A 19510-nucleotide genomic window follows, 5' to 3' on the forward strand; every position below is an offset into this window, starting at 1 on the left:
CTGGACCACCTACATCAGATCAGACACAACTGCGTCCGATAAATCATGCGCAACTCATCCGCCGTCACACCCAACGACAACGCCACAATCGCATCAATCTCCACCTGCGCAGCACGCCGCTCCTCATTCCTACGTTGAGGCGCATCGATGTCCCAAGGTTCCCCCCACAACCTCCTCCGTCACCATTTGCTCTTTACAGACCAAGTTCTTCGCTACCATTTTGTGTCAGTCACCCGTGGAGAGAACCCTGCGGGAGGGGTGACTGAGAACCCGAGCTCCCTTAGAGATTTTGCCGCTGCTTCCGGGTAGTCCCGTACTGTGGCAGCCGTTTGCTTGAACAACCATTCTTGCCGCCGTCGCAGCAGAATGGGCTCCCAGCCCGGTTTGCCCCGAAACCCGCACTCAGCGATAACAAAGTAGAGGAATTCTTCGAGCGATGGGCGAAACCGCTTGCCACCCACCGGCAAGTGCAATTCTTCCAGCCGTCCTTTCTTCCTCGGGTTTCCTGACTTCCCTTGGAAGTTTTGCATCAGAGCCGGGCTCAGCAAACCAGTGACTCCCGAATAATGAATGTGGGCGCATGGAGCGCTGGTGTATCCCCGTTCATATTCAAACCGAATACCCGGGGACGTAGCTACCCGCAGCTCGAATTTGCTTCGTTCCACGGCGAGGAACCTGCCGGCGGAATCGGAAGTTAATTCGTAGCGGACGATGACCCGGAATAGCTGGCTGTAGTCATGGCTATCCACTTCGCTTTGGAGCTGACCGGCACCGTGGATAACCGGGGCATCAAATTCACCTACAACGATGTTCGTATCGGAGTTGAGCCACGCCTCCGTTTCGATATCCCCTTCAGATGCGAGTGGGAGAGCATCAATAAGTGTGCTTCTCACCTCGTCGAGAAACAGCTCAGCCTCGTCAAGCAGATTCAAGTTGTCCCTCGCCCAACAGCATCAGTACGACGCTTAAATCGTCGTACAAGGCCCGCTCGGACTTATCTAGCATGCCCGAGTGGGCGAGCGTACGTAGTTCTTCAATGCTCGCAGAAGGCTGGCGTGTGGACTTGCGGAGAGTAGCGAGATAGTCCCGCTTCTTCTCCCAGAGTTCCTTGTTGTTGGTGGTCTTAATTTCAACTGCCATGTCAATCACCTCAGCTCGCTGGTATTGGTTCTAGCCCGAATAATAGCCAAGAGCCCGCCACTAACATCTTTCGATATAGAACGTTTGTTCCATTAGATCTTAACCGCTCGCACAGAGCACTGATCTTGACGAGACAGATACGCTCCTGCTTTTCTCCCTGGTGGGCGTTTAGACCATCTCCTCAAACCTCTTATACGCCTCCCGCATATCCGCTTCCCGGTCCAGCTGCCTAAACGGATACTCAAAGACGTACTCCACACCCGACTGCGGATGCACCCACGTCCGATCCGCCACCGGCAACTCCTCACTCTCGCGCAACTTCGCCTGCAACTTCATCACATCCTTCGGCACCTTCCGACCATTCGCATCAAACCGATCCTCCTGGTCATAACGCCGCATCACCGGAAACTGCGTCCGATAAATCATGCACAACTCATCCACCGTCACACCCAACGACAACGCCACAATCGCATCAATCTCCACCTGCGCAGCACGGCGCTCCTCGTCCTTTCGCAAAGGCTTATCGACGCCCAAAGGCTCCCCCACAACCTCCTCCCACAACGGCATCAGGTTGAAAGAATGCGGCTAACTACACCGCTGAGAAGTACCGGGAATGCGACACTCGAAGATGCTCTTCGCTTGCGCTGGCCACCGCAACAATTTCAAGATCCGGATCGGTGTTGAAGCGATCAAGCTTCAACCGCTCCCGGGTCGCGTCTCTTAGAGAATCGAACTGTTCGAGGTCCATAACGCCCGTTCGACGCTGATATTTAATCAGATAAGCAGTCATCAGGGCCTCCTCTTCGGGCGCGCAACTCTTGTGCTCGCGTGAATGTCATCTAGCATGCCATACACCTCGCGCTGTAATGCATCAATCCTGGGTTGGAGATTCGGGTTTCTTGTGTCGGAGAGTTCCTCGACTCTCTTGACCAGCGACGAAAGTTCGTGAAGCTGTCCGACGACATCTTCGGCTCCTGGGGGCATAGAGACCCCCTTTTCGTGTAGATACCGAATGTCACGACCGTAGATGTCGGCCGCTTCCTCGTAAAGGTTCGCCCACTTGGACTGCAACGCTGTGCGAATCTGCATTTCTGCTCTACCTAGTCCAGAACGAATGTGAAGGTGAATCGCGCGATAGCCCGAATGGGACTCCTCCCGAAGGTCACGGATGTCTACCCGTTTTGCGCCTTCAACTAGGAATGCATTTTTGAAGACTTCAGCGACCTTGATTTGCTCGGACAGAGTGAGTGAGCTGTCGAAGCGCAAGCCTGCGACATCATGAATATTCGAGATGGGTGTGGTTCCCATTCTCCGCAGCTTTTGCAGCAAAGTTGATTCGGTCTTCACTCGGCCCGAAATAATGTATGTGTTTGAACCCGGTAAAACCTTGGGCTCTCTTCCTAGCTGTAGAGGAAGAATAAGGCTACGAGCTGTCTCCTCTGCAATCTCCAAAAGGTCCGACAGGAAAGTCGCGTTGAATTCGAGAAAGTCTTCAATCGGTACAGGATCGTACGGTCCTCCGTCACGCCACCGGCTCCCCGCCGTGTCTACTGCGGTCTTCGAATATGGTCGCTTTCCAGTCAACCGCCGATTACTCACCTCGAACGTGCTCACTCTTGCTGCATCCCCTCAAACCGCGAGTACGCCTCCCGCATATCCGCCTCCCGGTCCAACTGTCTAAGCGGGTACTCAAAGACGTACGCCACACCCGACTGCGGATGCACCCACGTCCGATCCGCCACCGGCAACTCCTCACTCTCGCGCAACTTCGCCTGCAACTTCATCACATCCTTCGGCACCTTCCGACCATTCGCATCAAACCGATCCTCCTGGTCATAACGCCGCATCACCGGAAACTGCGTCCGATAAATCATGCACAACTCATCCACCGTCACACCCAACGACAACGCCACAATCGCATCAATCTCCACCTGCGCCGCCCGACGCTCCTCATCCTTACGCAAAGGCGTATCGACGTCCCACTCCTCACCCATAATCTCCTCCCACAGAGGTGCGTACGCCTCAGTGAGGCAGTTAAGACGGAGGTAGTTGCGTAGCAAGTGCGCGCAGTCTAAGGATCCTTTTCCGAATACCAACCCTTCCACTGCGGCTGGCCGGAGGTGGCTCACACCTGAGGCACGAACGAGGAAATCCACGACGAAGCTGGAAAGCGTCGCGCCCAACAAAACGGTATCCGCATCGTCCTGGATGCTAGCTGCGGAACCAACAGCGTCAACGTGTGTGGCCCCGGGAGGGATTAGAGACGGATATGTTGTTCTGTAACCGGTTATCGCTGCCATTACCCGCCATGCAATTCGAAATGGCTGCTTCGCGGACACCTCATTCCAAGTTCCATAGTCGCTGTCATACGTTGGCCTAATTTCGCGATCCGGCTGATACGCCGTCGCCGGGATAAAGTCGGCAGGCATCGCCTCGAGGTCGACCTCGGACCAGTCTTGATTGTGTTTCAGAGTGGGGTTAGGTTGTTTAATCATCGGTGTCGCTACGCCGAGGTGCGGTCCCTGGAGAATGACATCGTCCCATGAATCTGGGTGCGCCCACCCTGTGTCGAAGTAGCCTGCTTTCTTATCGGTGGTTTCGTTCCAACCACCGGAGAATTGTAGACCGAGGTCACGAATGCGAGGAGCGGCTGCAAGCTTCTCGAGCACTGCCGCGGCTTCACTGTTGACCGTGTAGACCATGCGGGATTCGATGGCGGGGACCGATTCGTCCTCAAGAATGGAGTGCCACACCTCGAGCGCCTTGAGATCTACCGTTTGGATGCGGTCGCGGTGTGGTCGTAAATCCCAGTTACCGTTGTCGTCTTTCAGACCAGGTAGATTTCCAGACCCATCGTGGAGGAGAGACTCTTGGACGGTGGAGGGGTGGTACAACGAGGCGGCGTGGTCAAAGCTCACCATACCTTGCTGTGACCCGTAAACGTGTACGCCGTACGCAACTAGATGGTGAACGTCGAACAGAGCCAGTTCGTTGATGAACTGCCAGTGGCGCCGCAATCGCAAGTACGCACCGCGACGCAGAGGCGCAGCCTTCTTCTCGGTGAAGTGGGACTCGGGGTGGATGAGTGAGGTGACGCCATCCGCCGACGTGTTACCCCACGTGCGTTCCATGAATCCGCGATACAGATCGGGGCGCTGGTTCTTCAGATGAGGGAAATCGGGGACATTTCCTAACACGGCTGCGGTTGCAACTGTTTCGCTGGCACCCGAGAACACCTGCTGCCGGATACGCGAATCGGTATTCAATCCTTCTCGGCGCGCATTCTTTTCAGGTTGCGTCGGTTTGTGCGCGAGCGTGAACCAAGGATCCAACTCCGCGTACAGATCGTCCATCTTCACATCAGGCCGTACCCACGGCGGGTTGCCCACCTGGAGGTCGAAGCCGCCGCGTGCGAAGACGGCGGCGAAGTCAAGGTCCCAGTGGAAGAAGCCCTGTTCGGCGGCAACCTGCTGGGCAACTTTCAGCCACGGGTGGTGCCCAAGCACGGTCTCCATGGCGCGGGCGCCGGAGAGACCAAGTTCGGTGCGCTCAAGTTGCACCAACTCGTCCCAGTCCGTGGCGCGGCCAAGTTGGGTTTGGGACGCGTCGCGGGAGGTGATTTCGGTGCCGATGATGTCGGTAAGCGTGGCAAGCCACTCGTCAAGGTCGGGGAGTGCGTCCACCTCGGTGAGCGGCCAGAACGTCAGCGCGTTCCACGCGTCCATGATGAGGCGGAGGCGAAGGTAGGCACCTTCGGTGTCGTGAAGCAGCTCCCGCTCGATCTGCTCACGGCGCACGTTCTTGGCGGTGTGTTCGGTGTCACGGCCCCAGATGTCGATGTCGCGGCGGACCTGCTCCTCCGCGATACGCATCTTGGACAGCGTGATCGCCCACAGGGATTCCACGCGTGCCGCGAGGTTGGTCAGTTTCTTCGCCTGTTCCTTGGTGGGCGCCTTACCGGTGACGGACCTCTTCCATGCTTTCATGGCCTTGACCTCGTCGGCGGCGAGTTTCTTCAAGTCCTTGGCGTCTGCAGCAGCACCCCAGGTAGCAGAGGGCAGGAGGAACTGGTGGATGCGGCCGGCGGCGTTTACGTCCCGTGTCTCGCCGACGTCGATAGCCTGGGCCAAATTCTGCACCGGTTCCCGGCGCGGCACTGCCTTGAGCCACTCGCGCTTCTTCAACTGCGCCGTGGAGTATGTGGAGCGCAACGCCCCGATAAGCGAGTTACCGCGGCGCAGGTGCAGGCCGAACCACGGTGCCTTGAGTTGGCTGGTCATGGTGTCCAGCCACAGAGAAATCTCGGCGAGCTCCACCGCGGTGGGGTTTAAGTCCACGCCGTAGACCTGGTGCAATGCGATGTGCGCCTTGATTTTCTGTAGTTCGACGGTGCGTTGCTCGGGCTCAACCTGCTGGTCGAGTTCGTCTTCACGCAGCTTGAGGTAGAGCTCCGCCAGCTGGCGCACGGCCTCCACAGCGAAGGCACCGGAGCCCATGGCGGGCTCGCAAATCGTGAGGCTGAGTACGTCGGCAGCGGTCTGGATACGGCCTTCCTCCTGCAGTACCTCGATGGCCTGGCCGACGGTGAACTCAGTCAGCACTTGCGGGGTGTAGAACGACGCGGAACGCTCTCGGTCGCGGCTGGACTGGCGGAACACGAAGGAGCCGGCCGCGTGCAGGCGGCGAGTTTTCGCGGTACCGCCTTCCTCCATCTGCTTCGTCTCCATAACGAAGCTGTCTTGCGGGACCGTGTCTGCGGCGTGGGTGGGTAGGACCCAGGAGCCCTTGGAGGCGTCACCCTTCGGTGCGACCTCGTACAGGTTCTCTTGGGCGATGAAGCCGTGGTAAGACATCAGGCCCTCGTAAACCTGGCCGAGTTCGGTCACGCCGAGGGTGGCGTAGGAGATGAACCCGCGGTCCCTGCCAGCAGAGACTTTGGACAGGAGCAGGTTCTGAAGAATTTGGGTGAGGGCTTCGTTGGAGAGCTTGACTTCGTCGATAAGCTGCGTGCTCTCGCGCTTGAACAGGTCGGCCTCGAGGTTGCGGAAGGTGAGGCCCTCGTTTTGCGCGTCCCGGTCGGCGGCGGGGGAGTCCAGCGGGTCGTGACCCTCGTTGACCTGGGTGAACAGCAACTGCAGGGAGTCGTAAAGATGCGTGCCGTGGCGAGCCTTGTCGGTGACAGGCGGGTTGAGGATCTGGTCGCGCAGGCGATCCAGGCCGTAGCCCTCCACGTACTCGGGCGCGCCAGTAGGCAGGATGGCCAACTCCGATGAAGCCTCCGCGAACAACAGGAACAGGATGCGGTAGAGGTAGCGCAGGGACTGATGCGCCAACTCGTTGCCGTCCACGCCATCGATGGGCAGGTGTTGCTCGCGGCGGCGATCCAGCACGTCGTTGCCGATGATCTCGATGGATTCGCGTACTGCATCTCGCAGGTCGCCGGAGACCTTCACCGCGTGCTGCTGGGATTCCTCGCGGGTCTTTGCCCACCACGTGGTGCCGTCGGCGGCGCGCTCCAGGTTTTCCCGCGCCAGGATGACGGCGACGCGCTCGAGCTCGCCGGCCTTCTTCGTGTCGTTGCGCTCGGCAACGAGCTGCAGATTGATGGCCAGGTAACGGCCCAGCGGCCAAGACTCGCGCTCTGCGAGCATGACCCAGGGGCCAGCAAGCGTGACGATGAACTCCGGTGGCTCAGCCGCCAAGAACAGATCACCAACGAGTTTGGACACCTTAGTGGTCTGCGGGTCCTTGCCCTGTTGAGCGACGGTGACAGACAGCGAGGTGAGGTCGTCCTCGGTCTCCGCCGGCTCGTCCGCTGCGATGACGGCGAAGGTGCCGGCGTTGCCCAGCCAGCCGGTGTAGTGGAAGGTGTCCCCGGCGCGGGTGTAGTGCTGCTCGGTTGGGTTTCCATAGCCGAAGGCCTGGCGGATGAGGCGGACGGTCGTATCTCGGTCGGCGTCGGTGGCGAACGCGGTCTGCAGCTCTCCGCGGTGCTGCTGGAGGCGCTTGATGGGGGAGAGGGTGCCGGTCTCCTTCTCCAGCGCCGCCCACTCCTTCGTGCGGGCCTTCACACGTTTAGTAAAGGACTCGCCTTTGGTTTCATCGGTGGTGAAGTAGTGGTCGCTGATCCACTCGTCGACATTGATGATTGAGTCGTAGGTAGCCATGGTTAGCGCTCCTGGTTCTGGGGTAAGACAAGGACGAGGGGGCGGACGAGTTCGCGGTCCGGTTCGAGAGAGGTGATGAGCGACTTCTCTTCCTGGATCAGCTTCTCTGGACGCCCGGCGCGCAAGACGAGTTGGCTGTCGTCCTTGGCGTGCTGCCAGCGGTCGGCGCGGTCAATCCAATAGTCGATGCGCTCGTGCGCATGTCTGCGGGCGGCGGCCATCATCGGCTGAAGCTGGTCGCTCGCGGCCCGGACCGACTGGGCGACGAGGTCTTGTGTGTCCTCCGGCAGGCTAAGCGTGCCCGGGTTAATGGCGTTTTCGGTCAGCCCAATGCTGCGGAGCCACTCGATAGGGTCCTCAATGGTCTGCGGAATCATGCCGCCGGCAACGGTGACGAAGGCTCGGGAGACCACCTGGCCGCGTTTATTGGTCAGTGTGGCCATAAGCAGGACAGTCGGCATGGACACGCTGCCCTCGATAGCGGTGATCTGCCCTGCGGAAAGCGACGCCAGCGCGCGGTCCGCCGCCCAGTCCGTCACCGGGTGCAGGGGACCCAAGAAGTGGGCCTTGGGCCAGGTGGATCCGTCGTCGCCGGTGCGGGCCTTGCGGAGGATCTCGTCACCCACCGCGTGGTTAGTGGCCAGCTGGAAGTGCTCACGCACCTTGCGATCCGCAAGATAATCCTGTGGCAGCACTTCCAAGCGTCGGCGCAGGTCCTCTGGCGGCTCGAGCTCGGCTACGCCGTTGGGGTGGAGCTGGAACTGCACGCCGCCTGCTGCAAGCGACTTCTCCGGGGCGGCGTGGAACGCCTCGTTCAACGCGTCCTCCAGGTACGCGATCTCGGAGGGGTAGAGGCCTTTGTTATCGGTCGGAGTAGCGGTGGTTGCCGGGGCGGTAGCAGCGGGTTCGTCGTCAATCTCCGGCTCGAAGCCCGACATCCAGAAGTCGATGAGGTCGGCCTCGGTCTGCGCCTGCGCGCTGGCAATCTCCTCCGGGGTCTTCACCACGTCATCGAACTGCACCTGGTTCTGGATCACCCGGCGGATCTCGTCCTCCTCGCCGGAGATAGTGTGCTTGCCGATGAGCGATCCGACGTCGCCAAGCAACGCATGCGCCTCGTTCTCACGATTGATCAACTTGGACAGCACGTGCAATTCGCCGACGTAGCCGCCCTGCTTCGTATCCAGCAGGAGAGCTGCAATCTGTGGCGGGTCCGTCTGGCCGTAGCGATCGATGCGGCCGTTGCGCTGCTGAATACGGATCAGCGACCACGGAATGTCGTAATGGATCAAGTCATGACACAGCGTGTGCAGGTTCACGCCCTCCGACGCCACATCACCCGTGACCAGGATGCGGAGTTTGGAATCGGTGCGCTTGAATTCGTCGACAAGCCGCATCTGCTCCTCATCCGACAGACCGCCGTGCATGACCTCCACGGCGCCAGCCGGCATCTTTAGGTCCTTGGTCAGATTCTCTTTGAGCCAATGCAGCGTGGCCACACGCTCGGAGAACACCACCGCGCGGGTCTTCTTGCCTTTGCCCACGCCAATGTCCTGCAGGTAGTTCACCAGCGCGGCGTACTTGTTGGAGTTCTGACGCGTGATCTTCGCGTTAAGTGCTTGGAGGCGCTCGAGGGCCTGGCGCTGGTTCGTGTCCGACTCGGGAACGCGCTTGAGACGGTTCTCAATCGTCTCGCCCAGCGCGGCAGGGGAGGAGAGGAACGCCTTGACCAACGTCCACGGGAAAAGACGATCCTGCGCTGGATTCTGCTTCGCCTGGATCCAGGTCGCGTCGAGCTCGGCTGCCACGGCATTTTCTTCGGCGGACGCCTCTACTGGCACATTGACCGGGTCTTTGCGCTCCGCCCATTTCTCGCCAACGACGCTTGCAACCTCCTCGCTGTGGCGGTGGCGGCGGATGAGGAGACGGGAGACAGCCTCGGCATCGATCGTGCCGTCGGGCATAACGGAGGTCGGATCCAGCAGACGCAGAATCTCCTTGAAACTCTCCGGGTCACCATTGTGCGGTGTTGCCGAGGCCAGCAGGAGCGCCTCCGTCGTCGGCGCGAGCGTGCGAGCGAGCTCGTTGTTCTGCGTGCCCACGTTGGTGGCGTTATGGATCTCGTCGATCACCACCGCATCCCAACGCACCTTCTCCAACATCGCGCGATACTTACCGCTCTTCAGCGTGTCCATCGAGACGATCACGCGCGGGAAATACGTGAACGGGTTCCTACTCGCTGGCAGGATGCGCTGCACCCGCTGGATGCCTGCGCTGTCGAGCCTGACCAGGGGAATCGCGAAGCGCGACCACATCTCCTGCTGGAACTGCTCCATGATGTGTTTCGGCGTGACCACGAGGATGCGCTCACCACGCCCGCGGCGGATCAGCTCCGCGAGGATCATGCCGATCTCCAGAGTCTTACCCAGGCCGACAGCATCGGCGATGAGGATACGGGGGCGCAGGTTGTCGTCGCTAAGCGCCTTGCGCACTGCAGAAAGCTGATAGTCGAGTGGATCCATCAGCATGCCCTCCGCCACCGAGAGGCGATCTTGGTAGAGCGGTACCGGCGTCTGACGCAGCGTGGTCTCGAGCCACAGGCGCGTCGTGCGGTAACCGGGGGAGTGATCGGCGACGACCTCTACCTTGGCGGGGTCGAACACCTCCACGTCGTCGAGCGCGGTGTAGAAACTCGCCGTGGTGTCGCGAACGTAATCCGACAGGCCACGGACCTTGAGTAGATAACCGTCCACGGACTGAGCGACGTTGGTAATCAGCCACAACTCATCGCGAACCTTGACCATGAGGCCGGGCGCGAAGGTCTGGTCGTTGCGCTGGGATTCGGTGGTGTCCTGTGCGGGCGAAGACATACGTAGCAGCGTATCCGGCCCGCGCGAGACAGGGGGAGGTTGGGCGTGCGGGTGTTCGATGAAGGCGCGTGGCCTGCTCCCCCTTACAACGCAATTGCCTATGAACCGGATTCGAAGGGGGTTAGGCGCTTCGCTCTTTGAAGTACAAGATCCGGGCGTCTCTTCACCTCCGTTATCGGAGCGCATTCTGTGCTCGGTCCGAGATCTCCGGTTACCCACCATTGCTGAACCGCTTGGGCGACAGGTTCCCGTCCCGCGAACTTATCGATGAGCACCTCATTTACATTCCCCATATTGGGGTCAACATCGCTGAGATCCGTATTGAACTGAAAGGTCGGATAGTATTTCGTTTCTCCAGTCTCGTGGAGAAATATCCCCTCGTTTTTAACTAGATACCTAAGAAGAGCTTTTCTTCCTCGCTCGTCGCGTTCAGGGTGAAAAGTTTCCAAGAGCTTTGGTTGGGTTATGCACTCAATCTGGTTAATGTGGTCAATCACCTTATAATCGTGCAGGTCGGGCTCATAATTTCTGCGCCAGATCAGCTCCTCATCCCAACCCTCGGGAAACCCCATCGCAACTAGGGGGATGCCGGATCTCCGCACAAAGCTCTGCAACAGGTTAACCATTTCTTCCGACCAGGAAGAACCCGGGTAGATTCGCGCGAAGAGGAACCTCATAGCAGCAATAGTCTTATAGGGCTTATGAGGAAGACCTTTCAAATGGGAAAGCTCCTGGATATGATCTCTCGGTTCGGCCAGTGAGGTATCGAAGACCTTATTCCAGACTCGCCCATAGTGTGCACATACGTTGCTGCCCAAACAGGAAGGTGAGGACCATATTTGCGACGGAAGTGCTGAACAAAGTCACTTTGGCTGCGCCGTTCTTCGCGGGAGTAGTCAGCGATCCACCCAATATGTTTCGACTGTTTGATCGATAGCGAGCCCGCTGTCCAAATGGATGAATCTTTACGAAGATAGGCGGGAATTCGGTGCGCAAATGGATGGTAGAACCCGAGGCGATTGCTCAGCTGACTCCTCAGCCACACCTCAATCATTTCGAGGCCCTCTACGAATTTTTTCCTCACCGACTCGTCAAACTTGTAAAGGTCAACGATCTGACCGAACGTTGTTCCGGGCGGGAAATCGTCATCCTGTTTGAAATAGTAGGCGTACCCCGTAAATCGAAAGTAGCCACATTCCCTCAGCATCGATCTGGCTGCTTCGCTGTTTTGAATTACCAAGCCATGGGTCCGGAGCTTTGCAAGCTGATCATCAATGAAAAATATGGCTTCGCGTACTTGCTTTGCCGGTAGGCGTTCAGCACTTCATCATCCATATAAATAAAACTAGCCGCCTCCCCGTACGGAGAGGTCGGCTAGTCGTGATGGGATAGAGAATAGTGTTCGTCCCCCTCTTCCACAACCCATTACCCCCGGGCCACCTCTCGCCTAAACGTTCCCAACTCTTGGACGCTAAGAATCTAAGAGGCTTTTTCAGCCCCCGAATGTTTCACGTGGAACATCACGATGCCGCTGCGGCCAGCGCCCGCGCCACCGCCAAGTCCTCCCACGGCATGCCGACCGTCTTAAACACGATGCGTCGGCTGGTGTCCAGCGCAACATCGCCACGGACCACGTCGGCCATGGACACGACGTCGTCCCACGAGAGTGCGCCTTCCTCGACCGCGATGGCAACGTCGCCGGCCTCGCCCTTGGCGGCGCCGACGTCTTCGACGATCACCTGCGCGCCTGCAAGGACGTCAGTATCAAGCTCGCGCGTGTCGGTGGTGTGGGCGCCGACGGCGAGGACGATGGCGCCGTCGCGAAGATGCTCGGCGCTCAGGATCGGAGAAGGGGAGGAGGTTGCGGTGACCACGAGTTCAGCGCCGGCCACCGCCTCGTCGGCAGCGGACGTGCCCGCCTCAGCCCAGGGATAGGCAAAACCGTCCGGGCGAGTCCGGGAGACGAACGTGCAGGAGACGTCGAGGACGTCCTCGAGCGTGGCGGCGTGGCCAAGGCCCTGGGCGCCGGTGCCGAAGATGACGGCGTTTACGGGGTCGTCGAGAAACGAAAGCACCCCAGCGACGGCGACGGCGGGGGTGCGGAGGGTGGTGAGCGCGGCGGCGTCGATAAGCCACTCCGGCGTGAGCGTTTCGCCGCCCATGAGCAGGTACGAGCCCTGGATCAACGGGACATCCACGGTCGAGCCCGGCGGCTGGATGCCGAGCACCTTCACGCCGACCGCACCGTCGAGCGCCGACGGAAGCAGGTGCATCTCGCCGTGGGGGAGGCCGACCTTTTGGCGCTGCGAGTCAGTCGCGGGGTCGAAGCCGCTGAGCAGCGCGTCGCGCACGGCCTGGACCGCGGCGGCGGGGGAGAGGGTGGCCATTGCTTCGTCGTAGTCCACGTAGCGCATGGCGGCCAGTGTAGGGGAGTTACACGGCTCCATCTCGGGATGGCCGATCCCACAACGGAGCTAACTGTGGCAGTGAGAGCGCCCAGTCCAGGGATACACGCTCCTGTTCGAGCCGTTTGTTCCCTGATGCGATCAAGAACCGCCGTGCACGTTCCTCCTCCTCGGTGAGGCGGGGGAGCACGCGTGCAGTATCCCCTGGGTCAGCGACTGCGAGGTGGAGGAACCTCTGCACGGTGTCAATGTCCATCGCTGCGCTGACTACCGAAACGGAGCACCCGTCGGCAGACAAACGGGTACGCACAGTGTTCAGGATGGCGTAGCCGTCCGCGTCCGCATCGCCCCAGTACAGCACCCGGCGCGCCGCGCGCACCCACGGCAGCTCCGGCAGCGCGCCAGCGGTGTAGCCGGAGCCCCACACCAGGACCGCGCCCGAACCAACGGGGGCCTGGGGCAACGCAAGGAACGTCTCCTTGTTCTCCACGACGATCACAAGCAAACCGTCCGGCAAGTCCAACGACCCGAACGGCACGGCCACATCGAGCAACCCGGGCGCGGGCGCCAGCCCACCATCCAGAAACCGCACCCGCATCAGCCGGTCACCCTCGGCCAATCCCAGGTCAGACACCCCGAGCAGGCGCTGCAGCAGGCCGCGGTGGGCGGCGATCCACTTGGTGTCCAGACCTTCGATCGGCACGGCCCGGGCGCGTAAACCCGACGAAGGTTTCACGTGAAACCATCGCAGAGCCAGGCATAGGCGGGTGAAGTCATCGTCCGACAGCCCAAGCCACGACGACCACAAGTGCGCCGCCCGCTCCCGAAACTCCGGCCAATCCGGGAACAACCCAACCAACACCGCGAACCGCTCGCGGGCCAGCGCCACCTCCCCGGCGCGCCCCGCCACCTCGGCCACGCGGTCCCACCCGGACAAGGTCACGCGCACAGGCACGTCCTGTTTGCCCAGACCCGCCCAGGAGCGGGTGGCCCACTCCACTTCCTCGGCGGGTTGCCAGACTTGCCAGGCGCGGACGAACTCGCGGGCACCGGCCTCGTCGGCAAGCACCTGCGCGCGTGTTGGGGGATGCAAAGGAACGGAGACGGCCGAAGGTTCGTCGAGAAGCAAATGCTCCATGTTGAACTTGACGGGCAACTGGTCAGGCAGGCGCATGGGTATCAATGAGCTCGAAGGTGGAACGCGCAACGGGGTCCTCGGTGTAGTGGACCACGATGGTGCCGTCGACGTAAGGGGAGAGGGTCTTGATCAGCTTCATCGGCGTGGCCAGCACCATGTGGAAGCCGAAGCTTTCAAACACGTCCATGGCGGTGCGGGTGAACACGGGGTCGGCGCGGTCGAAGGCCTCGTCCAACACCACGGTGGCGTAGCGGGGCACGTCCGCGTCCACGCCCGCAAGGCGGTAACGCAGTGCCGCGGCGAGGCAGAAGAACACGAGCTTCTGCGCCTGACCGCCGGACAACGACGCGGAATCCACGTGGGTGTTGTGCACCGTGCCCTCGGCGTCCACCTCGTTGCCCACGAACTTCACATGCCTACGGGTGTCTAGCACGACGTTGCGCCAACTGCGGTCGGCACGCTCGGAGGAGCCGAGGCGGTCCATGATCTTGGCCAGGCGGTGGTAGCGCTCGATGGCGGTCTTCTCGTCCGCCTCGCTCAGGCTTCCGGCGGTCGCTTCGCGCAGGTCCTGCAGGAAGTCACGCACGACGCGGTCTCGGTTGTCACGGACTTCAATCTGCAGGTAGCGCCCCTCGGTGTACGGGGAGCGGCGCAGCGACGCGTTGATGGGGCCCAGGTTGGTCTCAATGTCGCCCTTCGCGCGCTGCAGCTCCTTGTAAATCGTGTTCAGGTGCATCACGGACTGGCCGTTGAGCAGGTCCAGGAAGCGGCCGCGGAACTCCGGCAGGCGGTCCGAGCGCAGCATCTCCAACCTCGCAATAGCCTCGCCCGCAAACTCGGCCGCGGCCTGCAGCTCCGCAGACTCTGCGGACCACCGGGACTTGTAGTTGGACAGAATGTTCACGATGGCGTTGCTGGATTCCGTGATCGTCTTCGCCGCCTGCTTCGCCTGCGCGTCCAGCTGCGCGGTGACCTTGAAGGCGCTGTCGCTTAAGTTCTCCGGGGTCAGACGGCGCGTGGTGGCCGCGAGCATCGCATCCAGCTGCTCCGCCAGCGCCGGGTCCACCTCCACGTGCTCCGACTCGATCCGCTTCAGCCGCGCCTGATCGTCCTGCAGTGCCCGCGTGGCCACGGCGAGCTCGTCGTGCACGCTGCGCAACTCCTGCTCGGTGGCCTTCAACGTATCGACGGCCTCGCGCCACGCCCGCTCCAGCTCCTTGGCTTCGGGGGAGGAGGTGAGCCGATCAAGCTCAGCGCGCAGGCTCGCCAACTGCTCCTCGACGCTGATGACGTCCACGCTGACCCACTCCATAGCGTCGATAGCTCGAGCCTTCTCCACGTCGCTGGCCAGCGCCTTTTGCTTACGCTCAACCTCTGTTAGGCGGTTGCCCGCCGCCGTTGTCGCGCGTTTCGCCTCCGCCAGCTCCGCGCGCAGCGCCTCCACCTTGGCATGGTTGGAGGAGCCGAGGCGGTAGTTGCGCCGTTCGCCCAGGCGCTGCCTGTCGTTTTTCACGTACCGGGCGGAGCCAGTCCTATCGGCCGGGTTGCGCTCCAAGCCGTCGATGGTGGCCGCGCGCTTGTCTTGCCGTTCCAGCTCGTCCACGGTGCGCACTAAGGCGTAGTCGAAGGTGGTGGCCAGCATGCGCATCAGCCAGGGGCGCATCGGGTGCTCCACCACGCGCACCTTATGAAACAGGCTGAGCGGGTTCTTCGGTCCGCGCGGCATGTCCACGCCCTCGGGCACGGTGCGGTACTCAAGCCGCATCCCCAAGTGGCGGCCATTGACCCAGCTGCTCACCTCGCGCTCCCGCTCCGCTGGCACCAAAAGAGTCGCGGCAAAACCGCCGAGCAGGCGCTGGATCACCGGTTCCCACTCGGCTTGCTCCGGTAGCACGTCGATGAGCTCGCCCACGTACGGCAGCTCGCGCACCGTCAGCCCGGTATCCGCACACAGCTGCGCGCGCTTCTCCACGTACCGCCGGTCAAGGTTGGAGGTGCGGTTGCCTAACGACGCCAACTCCGTCTCCACCGACGCCTCCGCGCCGGCAAGCCTCTCGTGCTCGCTTCGGGCCTTGAACCACGCTTCACGCAGGCGTTCTTCCTGCTCCGGCGCGGCCGCCAGCTCCGCCGACGCCTGTGCTTTCAGCTCCGCGAAGCGCTCGGTGTCCAACGCCCCGTCTAACTGCACCAGAGCCGCCAGGTCGCGCACTTTCGCCTTGCGCGCAACAAGCTCGTGCTCCTCGCGGGCGATGTTGCGCTCAATCTCGCCCAGGCTCTGCCCGGCAACCTGCTCTCTCTGCACCACGGCGCGCTGCACCGCCTCCTGCTGCGCTTCCTTGCGGGCCTCGAGGGATTGCGCCTGCACTTCGAGGGCGGCGAGTTGGGCGGAGCTGACGTCCATACGCTCGCGCAGCTGCTTCGCCTCAATCGCACGTCGCACGTTGGGCAGGGCGGCAGACAACGCGGCATTGTTCTCCTGCGTCGCCTGCGCATCCTTGAGCTTGGTGTTCAGCCCCGGCAGGGGAGCGAGCGTCTCAATCTGCTGGTGCACGTCTTCGAGCCGCTCGTACGCCTGGCGCAGGTCCTCGTGCGTGGCCACGGCGTCCTCCGCGACCTGGAACGTGTCCGGTACGTCCAGCATGTAGTTGCGGAACAGCTCGTCCATGCTGGACAGGGACTTCGCGGACTGCGTGCGGTGCAGCAGCATCTGCGCTTCCTCGCTGCCGATACCCAGCTTGGAGCGGAAGCGGTTGGCAAACACGGAGTACTGGTCCGTGAACGTCACGCCGACAGTTTTGTATTTCGCCTCCAACTTGCGCTTATCCAGGGAGTTCTGCAGCAACGGCACGAACCCGTCCACGTCCACCTCGCTGGGAAAAATGCCGTAGAGCGTTTTCACCTGCGCTTCCTGCTGCTGTCCCGCATTGAGGCGGTAGATTGCGGCGAGCGTGAACGCCTCCTTCCCGGCGCGGTAGGTCAGCGCGACAATGCTGGCTGTCGCTCCGGAGCGCAGGTACTGGCTGCGGATCTCGCCGGTGGCCGGGTCCTCGCTGCGGCGCCACGCACCGCGGATATAGGACACGCGGCTGCGCCCCTTGTCACGGCCGGTTTCCTGCTGGGCGGCGGCGTTGAACCGCAGTTTGCCAGGCGGGACTAGTACGGCGGAGAAGGCGTCGATAAGCGTGGACTTGCCCGAGCCGGACGCGCCGGTGATCAAAAACCCACGCTCGCCGACGGGGATGTCGTAGTAGCCGTCGAACGTGCCCCAGTTGACCAGCTGCACGCGCGCAAGACGGAACTGCTCTGTCACTGTTCTTCCCCTTCCTGTGCCAGGCGCAGATACTCCTCGCGCAGCGCGTGGACCGTGTCAGCGTCGAAGATGTGGCGCAGCACAGGGGAGACCTCCCAGCGCCCCTCGGTCTCCGTGTCGGTGAGCAGGCTGTACTTGCGGATGGTGTTCACCGCCGCGGTGAAGCGCTTCTTAAACCCGGACTCGTCACGGTTGTCCACCGCACGGACGTAGCTGATGGCGCTATACAACTCATCTTCGCCCACCACGACGCGCTCGCCTGGGGTAGACATGCCCAGCTCGTGGCGCAGCTGCAGCAGGATCGCGGTTTGCAAGTGCGTCAGCGCCTCCGTGCGCAACACCGGCGGCACTTTCACGTCCTCGTTGTCCGGGCGGACGTGGCGAGTGAACGCGATGCCGGCGTCCTCGTCCACAACCAGCTCCAAAAACACATCGTGCAGCCGAGAGCGCAGCGTCTCCGTGTCGGTGGTGATGGCGTGCCAGGTTTCCTTCTTCCGGTCGGCGGTGATGAGCGGACCTTTGAGCAGGTCCACCAGTGCGCGCCGGGTTTCCTCGGACAGGGTGCCCGTGTCGCCCGTCCACAGCGGTTCCGTCATTGCATCTCCTTTACTGCTGCGGCGTCGAAATGCCACCGCGGGACCGTCGCCAAGCGAATGCTCCCATCGTCTTCCTCGAAGCGCACCTCTTCGCTGCCGTCCTGCCGCACCCCATGCTTCAGGGCCAGGTACACAAGGCCCACCACCGACCCCAGCCCCTGGGAGGCGGGATGGCGCTCGAGCACCTTGCCTATCGACGCCCCTCCGGCCATCCCAACCGTCTCCCCAACTGCCGCGATAAGCTCTTCCAAGTCGACCTCGCTTTCACGTACCGCCTGGTAGAGCGCCTCCGCGTCGCCCTCGCCGGGTTCAAACGCCTCCACCGCAGTGGTGATGACCTCCGCGCCCGGGTCCGCCAGCTTGATCTGCGCCACCGAGGTGATCTGCATCCCGATGCGCTGCAAGGGCGTGTCCATCTTGTGGGTGGCTGCAAGCTCCTCGCGCTCCGCGGCGTCGGCGGCGAGCTTGCGAGTGTCGCGTAAAAGCTCGATCATTCGGCGGTCCTCGGCGAACTGTTCGCTGGCCACGTAGTTGCGTAGGTTGCGGGCCAGACGCGTCATCATGCGGTTAACCTCGTAGCCGGCGTCTTCCATGTCACGGAACAGCCTGCGGAATTTCGCCCGCTCTTCGTGTGTCATCGCGGTGTTGTCGGCGCGCTCGAGCACCTGCCCAATCCACGTGTCCAACCACGCGCCGCGTTCCGGGTCGACCACCAGCGAGTAGAACGCGTTGAAGCTTCTGCCAGCATCGGATTCCCCGATCAAGTCCACGCCGGCGAAGATCTCGTCCAGCACGTCGCCGCGCGAGCCCTCCGGATCCAGCAGTTGGCGGCGCAGCTGCGTATTGAGCGTTTCCAGCTCGTGCCGCACGCGCGCGAAATCGCCAGGGATCGCATTCGCCTGCTCCAGAATGTCGCCCACCCGTTCGTGCACGGTGGCGGGGGAGGGCAGCTCGAATTCCCCGCGCTCGACCTGCTCGATCTCTGCCTCGATGCGGGCGCGTTCGGCCTCGAGGTGCCTCAGGCGGGAGTCGATGTTCGGGTCCGTGTCCCGCGCGAGCGCCTGCAGGGCATTGCTTATCGACGCCACCCGGCTCGCCGTCACCGCCGATCGCGGTGCACTGACACGGTCCATCACCTGCAGCGCGGTGAGCGTTTGCTCGCTTGGTTCAAGCGTCTCACCCGTTTCCTTGGTGCCGGACTTGCGCACCAGCCACCCGGCTTTCACCCAGTCGTTGCAGTACGCCTGGGGTGTTTTCGGGAGCTCGAAGATACCGCGCAACACCGCGAAGTCCTCAGCCATGAGCTGATAGAGCTGCTCCGCAGGTCGGACCTCTGCGCCTCGCGGGAAGTGCTCCGCCACGACCGCGAGTAGCACCGGGGCGTTGTCCGCGTGCAACAAACGGATCGCGGCCGACTGCTCCTTTTCACGCTTATATGTCAGCGCCCGGGCCTGAATGGTCATGCCGGCTATTATCCCATAGCACCCTCCCACCTGAACCGAAAAACTTTTTTGCTCTAGGTGTAGACACACTCAGGGCGATCGTCTATATCCGCTTTTGGGCCCCTCCGTCCACGGTCCATCCCCCCCGAGACCGGTTGAGCACTCACCGACCCCCATTTAGAGTGCGAGTAGGCGGAGGGGATTCCGCTATTCTCAAGCGTTTTTAGGCGCCTAGGGTTAAGGGTCAAAATGTCCGCGTCCCCTTTTGACCCTTAACCCACCCTTAACCCATCCATTACCCCCTAAGAATTGAGAAAACCACGCCGTCACGGCGAACCGGAGAGGACGTGGTGTGCGTAAACCCAAACATACATGATCTACTGAGCAACCATTGAATCGACACCAAATGCCCGAAGTACCAGTGCAGGTTTTTGGTCTCAGT

At 61.6% G+C, this 19510-nt stretch carries 15 protein-coding genes; all 15 read right to left on the reverse strand.

From position 1 onward, the window contains the following. Positions 1–14 precede the first annotated feature (14 nt). Positions 15–170, reverse strand: a complete 156-nt coding sequence (locus HMPREF3171_RS12070; RefSeq protein WP_168161874.1) for a hypothetical protein — start codon at positions 168–170, stop codon at positions 15–17. Between the two features lie 42 nt (positions 171–212). Beyond that, positions 213–932, reverse strand: coding sequence for a hypothetical protein (locus tag HMPREF3171_RS04475; RefSeq protein ID WP_070483241.1), 720 nt, complete (start codon positions 930–932; stop codon positions 213–215). After that, a complete protein-coding gene (locus tag HMPREF3171_RS04480; protein WP_070483243.1) occupies positions 919–1140 on the reverse strand; it encodes a hypothetical protein in 222 nt (73 codons plus the stop codon). The genes HMPREF3171_RS04475 and HMPREF3171_RS04480 overlap by 14 nt, the downstream gene beginning before the upstream one ends. A gap of 168 nt (positions 1141–1308) precedes the next feature. Beyond that, positions 1309–1686, reverse strand: a complete 378-nt coding sequence (locus HMPREF3171_RS04485) for a hypothetical protein (protein WP_141743347.1) — start codon at positions 1684–1686, stop codon at positions 1309–1311. 43 nt (positions 1687–1729) lie between these two features. Further along, positions 1730–1930, reverse strand: a complete 201-nt coding sequence (locus HMPREF3171_RS04490) for a hypothetical protein (protein ID WP_070483247.1) — start codon at positions 1928–1930, stop codon at positions 1730–1732. Continuing rightward, complete coding sequence (locus HMPREF3171_RS04495) at positions 1930–2754, reverse strand: GTP pyrophosphokinase (RefSeq protein WP_070483249.1); 825 nt, start codon at positions 2752–2754, stop codon at positions 1930–1932. The genes HMPREF3171_RS04490 and HMPREF3171_RS04495 overlap by 1 nt, the downstream gene beginning before the upstream one ends. After that, on the reverse strand, positions 2751–7307 hold the full coding sequence (locus HMPREF3171_RS04500; protein ID WP_070483251.1) for a DNA methyltransferase: 4557 nt from the start codon (positions 7305–7307) through the stop codon (positions 2751–2753). Before HMPREF3171_RS04500 ends, HMPREF3171_RS04495 begins: the two co-directional genes overlap by 4 nt. A 2-nt stretch (positions 7308–7309) precedes the next feature. Next, positions 7310–10177 carry a DEAD/DEAH box helicase gene (locus HMPREF3171_RS04505; protein ID WP_070483253.1) on the reverse strand — a complete coding sequence of 956 codons (2868 nt, stop codon included), beginning with the start codon at positions 10175–10177 and terminating at the stop codon, positions 7310–7312. Between the two features lie 98 nt (positions 10178–10275). Then, positions 10276–10854 (reverse strand): hypothetical protein, encoded by a 579-nt coding sequence (locus HMPREF3171_RS04510; protein WP_141743348.1) that lies wholly within the window; start codon positions 10852–10854, stop codon positions 10276–10278. Positions 10855–10892: 38 nt separating this feature from the next. Further along, positions 10893–11384: an Abi family protein gene (locus tag HMPREF3171_RS12470; protein ID WP_070483257.1), complete on the reverse strand. Its 492-nt coding sequence runs from the start codon at positions 11382–11384 to the stop codon at positions 10893–10895. Between the two features lie 313 nt (positions 11385–11697). Beyond that, positions 11698–12591 carry an ornithine cyclodeaminase family protein gene (locus tag HMPREF3171_RS04520; protein ID WP_070483259.1) on the reverse strand — a complete coding sequence of 298 codons (894 nt, stop codon included), beginning with the start codon at positions 12589–12591 and terminating at the stop codon, positions 11698–11700. Between the two features lie 19 nt (positions 12592–12610). Continuing rightward, positions 12611–13756, reverse strand: a complete 1146-nt coding sequence (locus HMPREF3171_RS04525) for a DUF3322 domain-containing protein (RefSeq protein WP_070483261.1) — start codon at positions 13754–13756, stop codon at positions 12611–12613. Further along, on the reverse strand, positions 13743–17030 hold the full coding sequence (locus HMPREF3171_RS04530; RefSeq protein WP_070483264.1) for an ATP-binding protein: 3288 nt from the start codon (positions 17028–17030) through the stop codon (positions 13743–13745). The genes HMPREF3171_RS04525 and HMPREF3171_RS04530 overlap by 14 nt, the downstream gene beginning before the upstream one ends. Then, positions 17027–17626 (reverse strand): DUF4194 domain-containing protein, encoded by a 600-nt coding sequence (locus tag HMPREF3171_RS04535; RefSeq protein WP_070483266.1) that lies wholly within the window; start codon positions 17624–17626, stop codon positions 17027–17029. The genes HMPREF3171_RS04530 and HMPREF3171_RS04535 overlap by 4 nt, the downstream gene beginning before the upstream one ends. Then, positions 17623–19089, reverse strand: a complete 1467-nt coding sequence (locus HMPREF3171_RS04540; protein ID WP_070483268.1) for a DUF3375 domain-containing protein — start codon at positions 19087–19089, stop codon at positions 17623–17625. The genes HMPREF3171_RS04535 and HMPREF3171_RS04540 overlap by 4 nt, the downstream gene beginning before the upstream one ends. Positions 19090–19510: the final 421 nt, after the last annotated feature.

Origin of the sequence: Corynebacterium sp. HMSC08F01 (assembly GCF_001807545.1) — a bacterium.
GTDB lineage: Bacteria > Actinomycetota > Actinomycetes > Mycobacteriales > Mycobacteriaceae > Corynebacterium > Corynebacterium coyleae.

What these genes read in the sequence shown, in the direction of transcription:
- HMPREF3171_RS04480 (WP_070483243.1), bottom strand. Translation starts at nt 1,140, where the DNA reads ATGGCAGTTGAAATTAAGACCACCAACAACAAGGAACTCTGGGAGAAG.
- HMPREF3171_RS04490 (WP_070483247.1), bottom strand. Translation starts at nt 1,930, where the DNA reads ATGACTGCTTATCTGATTAAATATCAGCGTCGAACGGGCGTTATGGAC.
- HMPREF3171_RS04500 (WP_070483251.1), bottom strand. Translation starts at nt 7,307, where the DNA reads ATGGCTACCTACGACTCAATCATCAATGTCGACGAGTGGATCAGCGAC.
- HMPREF3171_RS04505 (WP_070483253.1), bottom strand. Translation starts at nt 10,177, where the DNA reads ATGTCTTCGCCCGCACAGGACACCACCGAATCCCAGCGCAACGACCAG.
- HMPREF3171_RS04510 (WP_141743348.1), bottom strand. Translation starts at nt 10,854, where the DNA reads ATGAGGTTCCTCTTCGCGCGAATCTACCCGGGTTCTTCCTGGTCGGAA.
- HMPREF3171_RS12470 (WP_070483257.1), bottom strand. Translation starts at nt 11,384, where the DNA reads ATGCTGAGGGAATGTGGCTACTTTCGATTTACGGGGTACGCCTACTAT.
- HMPREF3171_RS04520 (WP_070483259.1), bottom strand. Translation starts at nt 12,591, where the DNA reads ATGCGCTACGTGGACTACGACGAAGCAATGGCCACCCTCTCCCCCGCC.
- HMPREF3171_RS04525 (WP_070483261.1), bottom strand. Translation starts at nt 13,756, where the DNA reads ATGCGCCTGCCTGACCAGTTGCCCGTCAAGTTCAACATGGAGCATTTG.
- HMPREF3171_RS04535 (WP_070483266.1), bottom strand. Translation starts at nt 17,626, where the DNA reads ATGACGGAACCGCTGTGGACGGGCGACACGGGCACCCTGTCCGAGGAA.
- HMPREF3171_RS04540 (WP_070483268.1), bottom strand. Translation starts at nt 19,089, where the DNA reads ATGACCATTCAGGCCCGGGCGCTGACATATAAGCGTGAAAAGGAGCAG.